This window comes from Micromonospora sp. WMMD714, assembly GCF_029581315.1.
Classification (GTDB): domain Bacteria; phylum Actinomycetota; class Actinomycetes; order Mycobacteriales; family Micromonosporaceae; genus Micromonospora; species Micromonospora rifamycinica.
On the sequence record NZ_CP120744.1, the window covers coordinates 6,069,963 to 6,086,429 of the forward strand.

At 69.6% G+C, this 16,467-nt stretch carries 10 protein-coding genes; all 10 read right to left on the bottom strand.

Features of this window, described 5'->3' with window-relative positions; translation table 11 throughout:
- Positions 1–87: 87 nt before the first annotated feature.
- Positions 88–3,237: a BTAD domain-containing putative transcriptional regulator gene (locus O7625_RS25865; protein WP_282342309.1), complete on the bottom strand. Its 3,150-nt coding sequence runs from the start codon at positions 3,235–3,237 to the stop codon at positions 88–90.
- A gap of 554 nt (positions 3,238–3,791) precedes the next feature.
- Positions 3,792–4,565 carry an SDR family oxidoreductase gene (locus O7625_RS25870; RefSeq protein ID WP_282342311.1) on the bottom strand — a complete coding sequence of 258 codons (774 nt, stop codon included), beginning with the start codon at positions 4,563–4,565 and terminating at the stop codon, positions 3,792–3,794.
- Positions 4,566–4,601: 36 nt separating this feature from the next.
- Entirely contained in the window at positions 4,602–6,077 is a 1,476-nt protein-coding gene (locus O7625_RS25875; RefSeq protein ID WP_282342313.1) for a hypothetical protein, read from the bottom strand.
- Between the two features lie 77 nt (positions 6,078–6,154).
- Positions 6,155–6,874, bottom strand: a complete 720-nt coding sequence (locus O7625_RS25880) for an alpha/beta fold hydrolase (RefSeq protein ID WP_282342314.1) — start codon at positions 6,872–6,874, stop codon at positions 6,155–6,157.
- Positions 6,871–8,715, bottom strand: coding sequence for an asparagine synthase (glutamine-hydrolyzing) (asnB, locus tag O7625_RS25885; protein ID WP_348773971.1), 1,845 nt, complete (start codon positions 8,713–8,715; stop codon positions 6,871–6,873). Before asnB ends, O7625_RS25880 begins: the two co-directional genes overlap by 4 nt.
- The gene (locus O7625_RS25890; RefSeq protein ID WP_282342317.1) at positions 8,645–10,360 is read right to left on the bottom strand and encodes a non-ribosomal peptide synthetase; all 1,716 of its coding nucleotides are present in this window, start codon (positions 10,358–10,360) and stop codon (positions 8,645–8,647) included. Before O7625_RS25890 ends, asnB begins: the two co-directional genes overlap by 71 nt.
- A gap of 17 nt (positions 10,361–10,377) precedes the next feature.
- Positions 10,378–11,193: a fumarylacetoacetate hydrolase family protein gene (locus tag O7625_RS25895; protein ID WP_282342318.1), complete on the bottom strand. Its 816-nt coding sequence runs from the start codon at positions 11,191–11,193 to the stop codon at positions 10,378–10,380.
- On the bottom strand, positions 11,190–12,257 hold the full coding sequence (locus O7625_RS25900) for a hypothetical protein (protein WP_282342320.1): 1,068 nt from the start codon (positions 12,255–12,257) through the stop codon (positions 11,190–11,192). The genes O7625_RS25895 and O7625_RS25900 overlap by 4 nt, the downstream gene beginning before the upstream one ends.
- A 257-nt stretch (positions 12,258–12,514) precedes the next feature.
- Complete coding sequence (locus tag O7625_RS25905) at positions 12,515–14,188, bottom strand: BTAD domain-containing putative transcriptional regulator (protein ID WP_282342322.1); 1,674 nt, start codon at positions 14,186–14,188, stop codon at positions 12,515–12,517.
- Between the two features lie 699 nt (positions 14,189–14,887).
- On the bottom strand, positions 14,888–16,396 hold the full coding sequence (locus O7625_RS25910) for a hypothetical protein (protein ID WP_282342324.1): 1,509 nt from the start codon (positions 16,394–16,396) through the stop codon (positions 14,888–14,890).
- Between the last annotated feature and the right edge of the window lie 71 nt (positions 16,397–16,467).

The following is a 16,467-nucleotide window of genomic DNA, read 5'->3' on the forward strand; positions in this document are numbered from 1 at the left end:
GTCGGTCACCGACCCCGGACGCCCCCGCGTCGACCTGCCGCAGGCACCCTGCGGTGACGGAGACGGCGGACGGGCGGTCGGCGTCGGTCAGCGCGTCTCGGCGGGGTCACCGCCCGGTCGGCCCCCGACGGGAACCCCCGCCGCCCTGCCGCGTCGCTGGTGTGACACCAGCGCGGCGGGCGGGGGTCGCCGCGCGGCCTCCAGCGCGGCGGCGGCACGCCGTTCCAGGCTGCGGTAACCGGCTCGGCGGGTCATCTCCAGTGCACGGCCGGCCCAATCGGCGGCCTCGCCGAGACGGCCGGTCCGGACGAACAGCACCGCCGATCCGATCAGGGCCTCCGCCTCCGGGCGCAGCGATCCGGCCTGCTGGGCGCTGATCCGGGCCTGCTCGAAGTGGGTGAGGGCCGCCGGGTCGTCGCCCTGGAGTGCCCATGCCTGCCCGATCGCGTTGTGGGCGTCGGCGGCGATCTGCCGGTCGTCGAGTTCCCTGCTCAGCTCGAAGGCCTTGGCCGCGGTGGCGAGGGCGGCCTGGCCCTCACCACCCTCGGCCCGTACCCGACTCAGCTCGATCAGGGCGGTCGCCTCGCCGTAACGGTCGCCGATGCCACGATGGATCTCCAGACCGTCGCTGATCAGGCTGGTGGCGGCGGTCAGGTGGCCCAGTTCCCGGCGGACCCCGCCCAGCGCGGTCAGTACGCTCGCCTGTCCGGTCGGCGACTTCAGCATCCGGTAGCGAACCAGCGCGGCGGTGAGGTAGTCGATCGCTTCCGGCAGCTTGCCCATCCGCCGGTAGGTGTCGCCGAGGTTGTTGAGGTTGACCGCGATGCCGGCGAGGCTGTTGTTGGCCTCGTTGGCGTGCAGCGCCTGCATGAAGTGCGCGACGGCCGCGTCCAGCTCGCCGAGATCGCTGTAGACGATGCCCAGGTTGCACAGCGCCGCCGTGTGCCCCTCCGACCAGCCGGCCTGCTCGCTCAGCGCCAGGGCCTGGCGAAGGTGGGTGATGGACTTGGCGTAGCGCGTGATGCTGTGGCACGCCTGGGCGAGGCTGTGATGCGCCGCAGCCTGCCCGATCGCGCTGTCCTCGGCGCACGCGGCGGCCAGGCCCGCCTCGGCGATCGTGAACCAGTCGTGCATGTACTGGCGCAGCGCGAGGTATCCCCGCAGCGTGTCGGCGAGCATCCAGATCAACGGGCGTGTCTCGCTGTCGGTGACACCCTTGGCGAGCGCCACGAGGTTGGGTCGCTCGTTGTCCAGCCAGCCCAGGGCCGCCTGGTGGTCGTCGAGCGGGATGACCGGCACGCCGGGTGGTGGGTCGGGGAGCCGCAGCCGGAACATCTGTGGGTACAGCTGACGGGCGGCGGAGTCCGCCGTGTGCAGGTAGTGGTCCAGCAGCCGGCGGAGGGCGGCGCGCCGCGTCTCGGGGGTGATCTCGATCTGCGCCTGTCTCCTGGCGTACAGGCGCAGCAGGTCGTGGTAGGTGAACCGGCCGGGGCTGCGCTCGTCCAGCAGATGACTGCCGACCAACTGCTCGAGAAGAAGCTCCGCCGTGGCGGTGGTGTCCCCCAGCAGCGCAGCCGCCGCGGACACGGAGATGTCGTGTCCGGGCGCGACACCGAGCAGACAGAACATGGTGCGCGCCCAGGCCGGCAGCATGCGGTACGACAGATCGAACGCGACGCCCACCATGCTGCGCTCGTCGTCACCCGTGGACAGCAGGTCGAGCCGGTTGTCGACGTTCAGTCTGTCGATGTACTGCTCGACGGACTGCCCCGGCCGGTCGGCGATCGTCGCGGCCGCGATACGCATGGCGAGCGGCAGGTAGGCGCAGGCGGCGGCCAGTGCCCCGATGGTCTCCGGCCTGGTGCTCCGGGCCTGGGTGCCGAGCAGGTGGTGGAACATGGTGGTCGCGTCGTCGGGGGTCAGCACGTCGAGTTGCAGCCGGTACGCCCCGTCCAGGGCCACCAGCCCGCGGAGCCGGTTCCGGCTCGTGACCAGGACCATGCATCCGGGCGCCGCCGGAAGCAGTGGACGGACGTCGCCCACCGCGGCCACGTTGTCGATCACCACGAGCACCCGGCGGTCGGCCAGCAGCGATCGGTACAGCGCGGAGAGTTCGTCGACCCCCAGCGGAATGGTGTGCATCGGTGCCCCGAGGACCCGGACGAACTGGGCGAGGGCCTCCGCGGGACGGACCGGCACCCGATTGGCGTACCCGTACATGTTGATATAGAGCTGACCGTCGGGAAAAAGGTGACGGACCCGGTGTGCCCAGTGCGTCGCGAGCGCGGTCTTGCCGACACCGGCCGACCCGGAGATCACCACGCGGACTCCCCCCGGTCCGGCACCCGCCGCCAGGTGGCTGTCGAGTTCGGCCAGCCGCTCGGTGCGGCCGACGAAGACCGCCGCGTCGACGGGCAACTGTGCCGGCACGGAGGAGGTGACCGCCCTCGCCGGTTCGCTGCTCTCCGGAACCGGTAGCTGAGCGCCCTGGGTGCGGAACCGGGACCGCAGCATCGACACGTGCAGTTCGTTCAACTCGGGGCCCGGTTCGACACCGAGGACGTCCAGGAAGTGCTCACGGGTCCGGGCGTACCAGTTGATCGCCTCGGCGCTGCGGCCCGCCGCCCGCAGCGCCCGCATCAGTTCCGCGACGATGGACTCGGCCAGCGGATTCTCCATGGTCAGGGCGGTCAGCGTGTCGATCACGACGTCCGGGTGACCGTTGCCCGTCTCCAGTTTCGCCCATTCGACGGCAGCGGTCAGCCGTTGTTGTCCCCACGTTTCGCGCGTACGGCTCACCCAGTGGCCGGAGAGGTCGGCCATGGCGGGGCCACGCCACAGCGATAAAGCCCGACCGAGTAAAGCCGCCCTACGTCCCTGGTCAGGTTCGCTTCGCGCCCGTTCGACGAGGCTCAAGAAATTGCGGACGTCGATGATGTCGGGCGATGCTTCGAGTGTGTAACCCTGCGATGTTCGTGATATCATCACCGCATTGGATTTGTCCACCTTCGCCAGTAGTCGGCGAATCCGGGAGATGTGGGCATACAGCGCGTTGCGCACAGCGGAAGGCGGGCGTTCCCAGACCCGATCGACGAGGCTGTCGACCGAGACGACCTGCCCGGCATGAGACACGAGCACGGCCAGCACCAGCCGCTGTTTAACCGGCCCGAGGACGAGCGGCACCCCGTCTACCAGCACTTTTACTGTGCCGAGCAGGCGAAAATCCCAATCGGCCATAGCGCCACCACCCTCCCGCCCACGCCCCCGTACGAGCTTGGGTCGGTGTCGTCGAGTTGGCCGGAGCACGGCGTCAAATAGCAGCTGGCCAATGGACATGGCACGCCCATTCTGGCCCAAGCCTCCACCGAAAACAAGGCACCGACAAGACATCAGCAGATTTCCGGCCCCCGCGGCTGGTCACGCTGTCAGGCTCCGGCAGGGCTGCCACCGCCGACACGAATAACACCCGTTCCATAGGCTGGGAAACTGATTTACTCAGGAGATCGGTGCTGATTTACGCGGGTCAGTTCTCGGGAGCTTCTGGGCCAATAGCATAATTTGATCCGCCGGCCCGGGGGCGCGCGGCGCGCGGTGCCCCCGTCGTCGCTCCCGTTCGGGGTGGCGCGGGCAGGTCGTCGACCGCGGACGTGTCTGAGTCGCCCGCCTCACGATGGCCGGCACCGGCGGCGTCGAACAGGCGGCGCAGGATGGTGCCGGCGGGCACCGCGACGGCAGGAACGGGGCCGCGCCGGCGATTCCCGTTCCTGCCGTCGGTGTGCGCCCGAACCGGGCTACAGGCTGCGGACCAGGCCGCCGTCGCACCGTAGCGCGGTCCCGGTGATGTACGAGGCCGGCGCTCCACAGAGGAACGCGGCGGTCGCCGCGAACTCCGCCGGGCGGCCGTACCGGCGCGCCGGGATCGTGGCGACGGAGAGCTCCCTGGTATCGGCGACGGTGCGGCCGCTTCGCCGGGCGTTGGCCGCGTCGACCGCCGCCGTCCGCTCGGTCTCGATGCGACCCGGCAGGAGCATGTTCACCGTGACGCCGTCCGCAGCCACCTCGGCGGCCAGCGTCTTGAGGTAACCGGCGAGCGCCGCGCGGCCCAGGTTCGACAGCGCGAGGTTCGGCAACGGGGCCACGACCCCGCTCGAACCCACCGCGAGAATCCGCCCCCAGCGCCTCCTCCGCATGACCGGCAGCGCGTGCGACACCAACCTGACGTGCTGCCGCACCAACGCATCGAGCGCCGCGTCCACCGCGTCGACACCGATGTCCGCCGCCGCGTCCGGCCGGGGACCGGGCCCGTTGAGCACCAGGATGTCCGGTGCGGAGAATGCCGCGACCGTCGCCGCGAACAGCTCGGCCGGTCCGTCGTCGGCGAGGAGATCGACGCCGACGCCGACGGCGCGCGGCAGCGTGGCGGCAATCTGCTTCGCGAGTGCCTCCCGGCGACCGCAGATCACCGTACGCGCGCCTTCGGCGGCCAGCTGCTCGGCTATCGCCCGGCCGAGACCGCCCGTCGACGCACAGACCAGAGCCGTCCGTCCGGCAATACCGAGATCCATCCACCCTCCAGGAACGCTCTGCGGTACGGCCGCCGGTCAGCGGCCGGCGACCCGGTCCACCATCTCGTCGCCCGCGGGGTTGCGCTTCGCGGTGATCACCTTCTGGTGCGGGTCGGTCGTCATCACCCGCTGGAGAACCCGCGCCTGGTCGGAGACGTCCGTCCGCGGTGACCACAGCACCCCGTCGTGCAGGACCCGCAGGTCGTTCACGCTCAGGCCGCTGATGCGCTCCAGACGCGGCACGAGGGTGCGGTTGTCGGAGCCGGCCAGCACGGCACGGATGCCGTCCTCGTCCATCAGCAGGTCCGGGTGCTCACCGGCCAGGAACTCGTGCAGGTGGGTCGCGCCCGCGGCGAACGGTGAATAGACCATGCAGACCAGCTGCGTGGTGGTGAGACCGAACGCGTCCTCGGCGTACTCGGTCGCCGTTCTGCGGGTGCGCTCGATGCCCTCCTCGGTGTCGTACCGCAGGCGCATCTCCTCGACCAGGTGTTCCGGGAAGTTCTTGCGACGCATCAGGCCCAGGGCGAAGTCGACGTACTGTCCCACACCCTCGCGGTAGGAGCGCTGGTACACCCGCTCGGTCCGCAGCCCGCGCAGGTGCGCCATGATCAGCGGATTCGCGCAGTCGGATTCGGTGAAGTTGAAGGCAACCTCGTCGAACACGAAGTGCAGGAAGTCCGAGAGCAGCCGCCAGTGCGCGCCCGAGGCGTAGCTCGTGTAGTCGTAGATCGAGAAGAACTGCAGGGTGGCCGGAACGTCCGAGACCACCGCGCGCTCCTGGATCCGATCGACGTCGTCGGCGCCGTGAATCTCGCGGAAGTAGGCGATGGCGAGCCCGTTGAGCGTCTCCAGGGTGCCCTTGAAGCCCTTCCTGCTGTCCGCCGGTTTCACGCCGGCCTCCCGGGACAGCTTGCGAATCCACAGGGCGTAGTCCCGCTGCTCCTGGGGGGAGTCACCGGTGATGATCAGGTCGACCCCGTCCCCGTGCCGGGCCGCGACGCCGAAGGAGCTGGCCACGTTCAGGTTGCAGGCGTTACAGAAGGTGGCGCGCCCGTCGCCGTAGCTGCGGTGCCCGGACATGAGCATGTCGGTGCGGTTGAACTCGATCAGCCGGTGCGGCATCGGGCGGTCCCGCTCGAACGGACGGACCTGCTGGCCCTCCACCAGCAGCAGCTCGACGCGCGGGTCGTCGTAGAGACCCAGCGCCTGGTAGGACCGGTCGATGTTCAGCATCACCTGGTACGGCATACCGCCGTGCCGCATGGTCACCACCCGCAGCCGGAAGGTGTCGCCGTGCCGTTCGGCGAGCGCGAGGTGGACGGCACGCACGAAGGCCACGGCATAGGCGCTGTCCTTCCCGCCACCGTAGGCCACCATGACGGTGTTCCGGGCCAGGTCGTCCTGGTACGGCAGGGACTCGTACAGGCGTGTTGCGCATTCCTCGACCGCTGGAACGTCCCGCTCCGGCAGTGCCTTCCGTAGGTCCGCCAGGACTGTCTTGCGCAGCATGAAGTGCCTCCCTGAATACCGTCACCGCGAGAGCGGTCGAAGATGTTGCGGTCCGGCCCGTCGGACGACGCGGCCGGCTATCCGTGAACGGAGACGTCCCACCGGGCGGACGTCTCGCCGCGCAGCCAGGCCAGGAACGCGGCGTTGCCCAGCAGGTCGGTGTGACCGCCGGGAAAGTCCCGGTGGGCGAAGTCCCCGTGGGTCGACCGGCCCCATTCGGCGAGGCCGGCCGTCGTGGTGAGCGGATCGGTCTCGCCCCGGGCGGCGAGGATGGTGCACCGCAGCGGACCGCACCGGACCGGGTCGAACTCCCTCAGCAGGGTCAGGTCACTCATGGCGGTGTCGATGATGACCTCCCGCCATTCGCCCGAGGAGTGGAATTCCGGGTTCATCTCGTCGAGGTACGTGGCCAGGGCCGCCCGGCTCCGGGTGACCGATTCGGACACCGAGAACAGGTGGGGCGGCATCGCCCCGACGACCACCACCGCGGCCGGCCCGGTCGCGGACCGCTCCAGCTCGGCGGCCGCCGCGAAGGCGACGTACGCGCCGAAGCTGTGCCCGACGAGCACCGGCCGGACGCTTCGCCGGGCCACCACCTGGTCGACGCAGGACCGCACCACGTGGTCGAACGACAGGGCGGGCCGACCGAAGCCCCTGCCGAACCGACCGGGATAGCAGACCAGCCAGGCCGGCGACCCGAACGCCTGCATGAGCGGGCGCAACTCGCCACCGAAGGAGCCCGCACCGGGAAGGACGGCGATGTCCGGGCCGGTGGGAGCCCTCCTGTCCGGGGTCACGAGCCGAGACCCAGCTCGTCCATCACCAGCGAGATGCTGATGACGCCGAGGCGGTAGTCCCACTTGTCCTGCCGGTCGAGACGGCTCGGGTCCAGACAGTTCGGCGCGAACAGGCCGGTGGCCGCGACGAGCTCACGCCAGCGCGACCAGGTCGGGCCGGTGACCGACGCCAGGTCGGGCGCGGTGAAGCCGTGCTTCCCCCGGCGCATGACCGACTCAGGGACGACGCCTTCGTAGGCGGCCCGGAGGCAGGACTTGCCCTCGAAGTCCACGACCTTCGCGTCGTCGCCCACCCGCGCGGCGGCGGCGACGACCGGGTTGCCGAGGAACGGGTACCGACCTTCGAGAGAGGTCTTCATCAGCATGGAGTCGCCGTGGTCGCCCAGCAGGTGGCCGGAGAGCTGGACGTAGACGTCCGCGACGGAGCGCAGTTGCATCGGTGACAGGCGGCGGGCCTCCTCGTCGGAGAACGGGATCAGCCTGGACCGCCAGAACTCGTTTCCGGTGACCGCGTCGAGAGCACTGGACGACAGGTACGCCGTCCGGCGTTCGTCGAGCCGACGCCAGTCGACCTCCCAGCTGAAATCCGGGTTGCCCCACGCCTGTTCGTTCTCGGTGCGACCGGAGCGCTTGAACCGGGTCGCGCTGTCGAACGCGTACGAGTCGTAGCCGAAGAACAGTTCGTCGGCGCCCTCGCCGGACACCACACCCTTGATGCCGTTGGCGTGCACGGCCTCGGCCAGCATCATCGCGGCCACGTTGTAGGTCTCGCGCTGCGGGTAGCAACAGTGACGGACCATCTCCTCGAACCTCGACAGCACATCCTGCGGACCGCACCGGATCTGCTCGTGTTTGCTGCCGACCTTCTCCGCGACCTCGCGCTGGAACCGGCCCTCGTCGAGCGCCGGATCGTCGAAGACGACGGAGAACGTCCGGACCGGCCGGTCGAGGAGACTGCTGCACTCCAGCACGATCGCGGTGGAGTCGAAACCACCGCTCAGATAGGCGCCGATCTCCACGTCGGCGCGCAGCCGGTCCCGTGTGGACCGCCGTACGCTGTCCCGGAGCTCCTCGGCGGACACCGGCTGCCCGTGCTCCTCGACGTCGCCGTAGCGCCAGTAGCGGATGGTCTGGTGCCCGTCGGCGTCGAACCGGACGACGCAGCCGGGTGGCACGGCGAGCAGCCCGGCCACGAGGGTTCGCGGCGCGACGATGTTCCCCAGCGAGAAATACTGGTCGATCGCGCCGATGTCCACCCTCCAGGCCCGGTCGAGGCACCGCACCAGTGGCTTGATCTCGGAGCAGAAGTGCACCCGCGCGTCATCCGTCACGTAGTAGAGCGGGCAGATCCCGAACCGGTCCCGGGCCAGCAGCAGGGAGTTCTCGGCCCGGTCGACGATCACGGTGGCGAACTGGCCGTCCACCATGGCGAGCCCGTCGATCCCGTAGCGTGCGACGAGTTCCGGGATCACGGCGACGTCGACCCCGTTGTGCCCCAGGTCGGTACCGCATCGCTCGCGGAGCGTCCGGTGGTTGAACACCTCACCGTTGGTCATGGCGAGGTAGCGACCGCTGCGATCCTCCGCCGGCTGCCAGCCGTCCACCAGTCCGGTCATGCCCAGGCGGGCGAGCTTGGCCGACACCGTCGCGGTGTTCAGCGAGTAGGTCTCATCCGGCCCACGATGGACGATCCGGGAGTGCATGGCGGCGACGACACCACGATCGAAGCCGCCGGCCGGTGAGTATGTCCCGCAAACCCCGCACACGGCGTCACGCACTCCTCTCGGACAACTCGACGACAAGCGACTGGAGGTTCTCGGCGCGCAGAACGTCCCGGACACCGACGTCCATCCAGCCCAGTTCCTTGAGCTTCGTCACGAGGGCCACCGTCGAGGCCGAGTCGCCTCCGATGTCGAAGAAGTTGTCCGCCAAGCTGGCGTCGGTGGTCCCGGTGAGACGGCGCACGAGCTGGAGGATCTGCTCGGCCACGGAGACCGCCGCGGCGGTGTCCGGCTCGACGCGGCGACTGGCCCGCAGCGCGTCCCGGTCCACCTTGCCGTTGGGGGTGTACGGCAGCGCGCCGATCTGCTGGATGACCGAGGGAACCTTGTAGCCGTCGAGGACCGACTCCAGGTGCCGACGTACCTCCCGGACGGTGGCCCCGCCCAGGTAGTAGCAGACCAGAGCATCCGCGGAGGCCTGAGCGAAGCCGTCGTGCGACTCGGCGGTCACCACCGACTCGACGACCCCGGGACATCGGCAGGCGACGCTCTCGATCTCGCCCGGGTCGATGCGGTAACCGCGCACCTTCAACTGACGATCGACCCGTTCCACGAAGAAGAGCCGTCCGTCCCGCTCTTCGACCACGTCGCCGGTGCGGTAGATCCGCGCCCCGCTCCCGTCGACGAAACGCTGCACGCCCGTAGGCGTCAGGTAACCGAGCGCCACACAACCGCCGGTGAGCACCAGCTCTCCCCGGGTCGCGTGGCCGCCTGCGGCGTCGTCCGCGGGTGTCGACAGCGGCTCCAGGTGGAAGGCACCCTCGCCCACCAGATCCCCGAGCGGTACTCCGTCGGCGCACTCGTCGGGGGTGAGCGGGTCGGTGAGAAGACTGCAGATCGTGGTCTCGGTGGTCCCGTAGGCGTTGTGGAACGCCGCCACCTCGGACCATTTCCGCACCACGGCCGGGCGGCACGCCCCACCCCCGTTGATCACGTGCTGCAGGCACATGGTGGGCGTCGGTTCGGTCGCCGTCAGCGCGAACGGCGTGGTCTTGAGATGGGTGATCCGGAAGTCCTCGAGCGTGGCGCCCAGCATGCCGCCCGGTCGCAGCTGCTGTTCCGGGAGGACCACGAGACATGCGCCGGAGGTCAGCGTCCAGAGGATCTCCGTGATGCAGCCGTCGAAGGTCAACCGGGCGAACTGGAGCGTGCGGGACCGCGTCGTCATCGCCAGCCGCCGCACATGGTCCCGGATCACCTGCGCCAGCGGATCGAACCGGACCAGTACGCACTTGGGCTCACCGGTCGAGCCCGACGTGTGGATCGCGTAGGCGATCCGGTCCGCACCCTCCGCCTCCAGGTCGATCATCCGCGGCTGCTGCTCGTCCGCACCCCACGGCAGCGTCGAGGCGGTGGCGATCACGGGGATCGGTGACGGGTCCGCCGTGCGGGCCACCACCTTGATGTCGAGCGAGGTGACCTTGCTCGCGTTCTGTGCTCTGCTGTCGCGCGGGTCGATGAAGACGAACGGACAGCCGGCGACCAAGGCGCCGATCATGGCGACGATCGATGCGGCGCTCCGCGTGGCCTCGATCCCCACGAACTCCCCGGGGCCGGCCGTGGTCTGGAGCTTGGCGGAGAACTCGTTGACGTACTCGCCGAACTGCCGGTAGGTGATCACCTGGTCACCGGTGACGAGGGCCTCGTGCCGCCCGTGGCTCCGGATGGCGTCCTCCACCGCCGACACGATGGAACCTTGCGTCATGGTCGCTTCCCCCGCTCTCATGCCACGGTGTGTGCGAGAGTGCCCACGCCGTCGACGACAGCCCTGATCACATCGCCCGGCGTGATGACCGCCGCTCCCGGCGTACCGGTGCAGATGACGGTTCCGGCGGTGAGGGTGCGGCCGGCGGTGAAGTACTCCACCAGGTAGCCCAGGTCGTACTTCATCTCGGAGACGGGCGCGGTGGCGACGACCTCGCCGTTGCGTACCGTCGAGACGCGGATCGCCCGTAGTTCGTCGTCGTCGAACTCGTCCAGGGTCACCAGTTGTGGTCCCACGCTGCAGAAGGTGTCGAACCCCTTGGCCCAGGGGATGTAGCGGGGGTTCTCCCGGATCACGTCCTCAGCCGTCATGTCGAGGACGGCGGTGACCCCGGCGATGACCGAACGCCACGCCCCGCGGCTCACGTTCTTGCAGGCTCGACCGACGACCAGCCCCAACTCGGCTTCCGCCGTCACGCGCTTGCTCTGCGAGGGCAGCGAGATCTGCTGACCATTGTCGATGAGGCACCCTCGCGGCCGCAGGTAGGAGCCGGGTCCGGACACCGGTTGATCGGTGTTGAGATCCGCAGAGTGACCCCGGTAGTTCAGTCCCGCGCCCCAGATGTCACCGCTGTCGAGGACGGTGGCGGCGTCGGCGAGCGTCACGTCGCCCGGCTGTCCCGCGCTGACCTGTTCCGCGATCCAGGCTCGGTGGGTCTCCCCCACCAGGTCGGTCACGAGCGTTCCCTGGGTGGTGGACAGCGGCACCCAGTCGCCGTCCCGGGCGGCGAAGATCTGGTGGCCGCCCTCGACGGCGAATCGCGCCAGCCTCACCTGGCACCTCCAGCGACCGTGGCGTCCAGGGACGTCATCTCGGCCGCCAGGGCGGCGACCATCCGGTCGGCCGCCTCGCGGATGTCGTTGCGGTGCACGCTGCACCGGGCCAGTTCGGCCGCCTTTTCCATCAGGCTCGCCGGCTCGAGACCGTACTCCGCGCAGATCTGTTCGATGAAGGGGAAGTAGCCGGAGTGCACCCCGATGACGCCGCCGAGGACCTGCAGGTTCCGGTTCTCCGGGAGTCGTTCGAGGTTGGCCCGGCAGTATCCCGCGATGCGGGCCAGGGTCTGGTAGGAGTACTTGTCCTCGCCCAGGATACTGATGATGCTGGCGAGCGACTCGGTCTCCGCGTTGCCGGCGCCCCGACCGATCCCGTCCAACGTGCCGTCGACGATCGCGGCACCGGTCTCCAGCGCGGCCATGCTGTTCGCGTTCGCCATCCCGAGATTGTCGTGACCGTGGAAGCCGATCACCGGGCACAGGTCCTTCACCACGTCGATGTACTCCTTGACGTCGCTGGGCAGCATCGAGCCGTAGGAGTCCACGATGTACAGCCCGGCGATGTCCGGGGTGACCCCACTCAGCAGCTTGGGTATCTCCGAGGCGTGGGTGGCGCTCACCTTCATGAGGTTGAGGTAGACCTGGTCGCAGATCCCGACCGCCTCCTCGAGGTAGTCCAGGTTCTCCGGCACCTGGTTGGCCTCCATGCCGATCCGGACGAATGACATGCCCTGGTCGCAGAGTTCACGCAGGATCGACAGCCGGCTGAACTCCGGCTGGGCGAACATGCCCCACGACGACGAGGTGAGGTTGGACCGGGCGATCTCGCACCACCGGTCGAGTTTGATGTTGCTGGGCGTGAACCCGGCCCGCTCGGCTTCGTATCCGATACCGTGCCCGATTTCAATCTTCTGAATAGGTGTGTCGTCGAGGCGGCACAGCAGGGACGCGACGAAATTCTCGTCCATCTGGAAATTCACCGCGTAGGAGCCTTCGCGGAGGGTGGCGTCGAGAACCTCGATGGTCGGGGTCTGGAGGGGCGGGACGGGTGGCGCCGACATTATCAACTCCCGAGCTGCTCGCTTGGTGCCGGTTGTCTGGGGAGCGGTTGATTTCCAGGTTTCGGAAACCTGGATCAGCCAGCGCCGCAACCGTAGTGAGGCGCGTCCTCGGACGGTCCTCGGCCATTCCCCAAGACCTGACGCCCGGCAGCGCGGAACGCGACGCAGGCGACCACCACCGAGGAGGCAGAAGGCAGAGCACGGCCGGCGGGACACACCGGAGCCGGGGAACCGGTCCCCGTGGGGCCGGGTGCGCCTCAGGTCAGCTGCAGGGAGTAGGCCCGAACCAGCTCGTTCATCCGGTAACGGCCCTGCCCGATCGCCTTGAGCAGGTGGAAGTCGACCAGCTCCTCGAGCAGCCGGTCGACCCGGGAGACGGACAGGCCGGCCATCCTCGCGACCTGATCAGGCTCGATGTCCTCCACATCGATGCGGCCGAGCAGCCGGAACAGTCGCTGGTGTTCGGGATCCAGCCAATAGAAGGACATGTCGAAGGCGGCGGTCAGCCCGGTGTTCTCGGTGTTCAGCTCGGCGAGCCGGGACGCGTCGTCGGCCAGCCGCGCGGCCAGGTAGGACACGCTCCAACTGGTCCGGTGGCGCAGGCGGACCGCGGCGCTGCGGATGGCGAGCGGCAGCCGTCCGCAGTGCCGCAGGATCTCGTCCACGGCCGCCGTCTCGGCGAGCGGTCGGTTGTCCCCCACCACGCTGCTGAAGAGGTCACGACCCGCCGCGATGGTGAATTCCGGCAGCGACAGCTGGCAGGTCGAGTGCAGGCTGGGCAGCCGGCGACGGCTGGTCACGATGGTCAGGCACCCGGCAGCGCCGGTCAGCAACGGCGTGATGTGGGAGGTGCTCGCGGCATCGTCGAGGATGACCAGGACACGCTTGCCGAGCAGCCAGGTGCGCCAGGCCGTGCAGCGTCCCTCCAGGTCGGGCGGGATCGCCTCGGCGGGCACGCCGGAGGTGCGCAGCAGCATGGACAGGACCGAGGACGCCTCCGCCCATCGGCCGCCTATGCCGTGTGCACCGAGGTCGACGAAGATCTGACCGTCCGGATACGCCGCGGCGAGCCGCCGGCCCAGGTGCAGGGCGAACGCGGTCTTGCCGATGCCGGCCATCCCGTCGATCGCGACGATGGCCGGTGGGGCCACGCTCAGCCCTTCGGCATGGTGCCGCAGCGCCTGCAGGACCGTGGCCTCCTCCCGCTCGCGGCCGGTGAGCCGCACCGCCTCGCCGGGCAGGGTGTGCCGTGGACGGGGCAGCTCGGGTGTCGCCTCCGGCTCGGTGGCGGCGGGCGGCAGATCGCTGCCGAGGATCCTGCGGTGCAGGTCCTTCAACCGGGGTTCGGGGTCCATGCCCAGCTCGTCGCGGAGGAGACGGCGGGTGGTGTCGAACACCCGCAACGCGTCCGCACGGGCACCCGAACGACACAGGGCGATCATCAGCTGCGCCACGAAGCGCTCGCGGAACGGGTTCTCCGCCACCGTCGCCGTCAGCTCACCGATCAGCGACGCGTGTCTGCCGAGCTCCAGTTCGAGATTGATGCACTGCTCAAGAACGGTCAGTCGCAACTCCTCGACGCTGACGACCTGGGACAGCAGCAGCGCACCGGTCAGCCCCGTCAACGCCCGGCCGCGCCAGATCGACAGGGCGGAGCGCAGGGTATCGATCTTGCGTACCGGATCGGTCTCCCGTTCGGCCAGCTCGACCTGCCTGGTGAAATCCTCCAGATCGAGTGCTGCGCCCGCACGGTCGAGCCGGTAGCCGTCACCGACGGGACTGATCGTCACACCGGTGCCGACCAGCAGGTTACGCAGGTCTGACACCGCGTTGCGGATCTGCTTGGAGGCGGTCGACGGCGCGACCTCGTCCCACACCGCGTCCACGAGCCGGGACAATGCCACCGGTTTACCGTCGGCCAGCAGGAGCATGCCCAGGACGGTCTGCTGTTTCGTTCCGTTGATCCGGATCGTCGTGTCGTTCGCCTGACAGTCGAGCGGTCCGAGGACACGAAACTGCGTAACCGGCACTAGTTACCCCCGCAAATGCGGCGATTGTCAGGCGGAACCGCTACCCGACGACGGCGGCAGGGCCTGATCTCGCCACTACGGGTAGGCGCGGAGCGGGTGGGCTGCGCAGCAACGAGCAGCGCACGGGCTCGTGGGCGCTATGGTAACGACGCCCCAGTCCGTTCGTCAACGACGATCATGACACCCAGGATCGACCGGGCCACCGTGGGTAACCGTCTCGACGACAGCCGACGCGCTGCCGTGGAGCGGATGCGCCTGCGCAGGTGAACCGGTCGACCGGGTGCCGGACCGGCCGATCGGCGGTCGGCCGGTCCGACGGGGTTCGCCTGCGGGCGGCCGGGCGTCCTGCGGGGCCGGCTACCGAAGGGCGTCGTGGAGCAGCCGGGCGGTCCTCGCGCCCAGGGGGTCGTCGTTGTTACCCGTGCACGAGTCGATGATGCCGATCGTCCCACCGGCCGGTCTTGTACGTTCTTGACGTGGCAGCCGGAGCGTGCCGCAAGAAGTGGACAAGGCCGCACAAGACTTCAGCAAGGTTCACCTCTCCACGGCCCCGACCACGGCGGGCCGGGCACCACCGGCCGCGGCACTGATCGAGCCCGGTCACATCGTGAACGCTCCTTCGAGCGCGTCCGCGGAGAACCCTTCGGGCAGCGGAAGTCCCAGGAGCACGAACAGGGCGGTCAGGAACGCGGCCCGCTCGGATCCGCCGATCGCGCCGCCGCGGCGGATGGTCTTCGCGGTCGGGCCGACCGCCTTGAAGGCAGCCGCGAAGTCGGCGGTGGAGAGCGCCGTGAAGATCTGCCCGGCCACCGGGGACGGTGCGCTCTCCAGTTCCCCGCCGCCGACGCCCGTCGCCGCGTGGTCCTTCGCGATCCGTCCGATCTGCTCGCCCAGCTGGGGCTTCACCGAGACCGTCTCGTCCGGCCGGCCGGCGACGAGCAGCGAGGCGTCCAGCCACTGCGGCTCCACGCCCTGCGCGGAGCCGATGCGGGCCACCGGCACCACCAGAACCGGCGCGTGCTTGACATTGAGGTCGAACATCAGCAGACGCAGCCACAGCAGGTCGGCTCCGACCGCGTCCGCGGGGCATACCAGTATGGACGCCGTCTCGAACTCGGTCGCCGCGCTGAGGAGCGGCGTGGCCCGCAGCGACGCGGACACGGCCGTGGCCGTCCCGGCCTCTGCGGTGAAGCTGCGCGCCCGCAGCGCGGGCGACCAGCGGATCTCTCCGGCGGGGTCTGCTTTCACCACGGCGAGCGGTACCCGACCGAGCGAGAAGGACTCGCCCCGCTCGGCGTGACCAGCCTCAATCAGGTCACTCAGATACGCGTCGACCGCCTGCTCGTGGCTGAGGCCGTCGTGCCGGCCCGCCCGGAGCGTCATCCCGGTCTTGATGACCGGCGGCGTCAGCCAGCTGGCCGGATCGGCACCGGGTTCGTGCGGTCCGAGACCGAACCGGACCGGAAGCCCGACGCTGCGCGCGAACTCCAGGTCGGCAACCGAGTGCGCCGGGTTGACGATGACCGCGCCCGTGCCGAACTCGGGCTTGACCCAGTCCGCGACCCACACCGGCAGCAGATCGCCGTGCAACGGATGGCGCACGAGGCGGCCACTGAAGTAGGGACGCGGACGCACCTCGCTCCCCGCGAGCATCTCGTGGTCCGGGTGGACGGCCACCGCGCAGGCGGCGGTGAACGGCGACCAGTCGGTCGTGAACGTGCTGAGCGCCCCGCCGCTCGCCGCACCCGTCACGGGATCGACGAACGGTAGGCGGAAGACCGCCCCGGGTGCCCGGCGCAGCGCCTTCTTCTGCTTGGCGTCCAGCCGGGCGCCCCAGGAGGACGTCGATCCGCCTGCCACCGCGGCGAGCGCGGCCGGCGAGGGCGCATAGGCCAGCGTCCAGGGCCCGGCCTCCTCGTCCTCGGCGCTCACCGCGAGTCTTCCCGCGGACGCCAGGGCGCGCAGCAGTCCCACGGCCGGGCTGGCAGGTGCCGGGGCCGAGGAGCGCAGGAGCGTGCCGAGTCTCTCGCAGGCGGCGGTCACCGCTCTCAGCCGCCGCTCGTGGAGCTCATCCAGAGGGGCGCCGATCGTCAGGACCTTGCTGGTCATCTCTGCCTCCACCGTCGCTGAATCGCCAGGAACACCCGGACATAGTAAGGGCCGAAATATCCCCCGCAAAT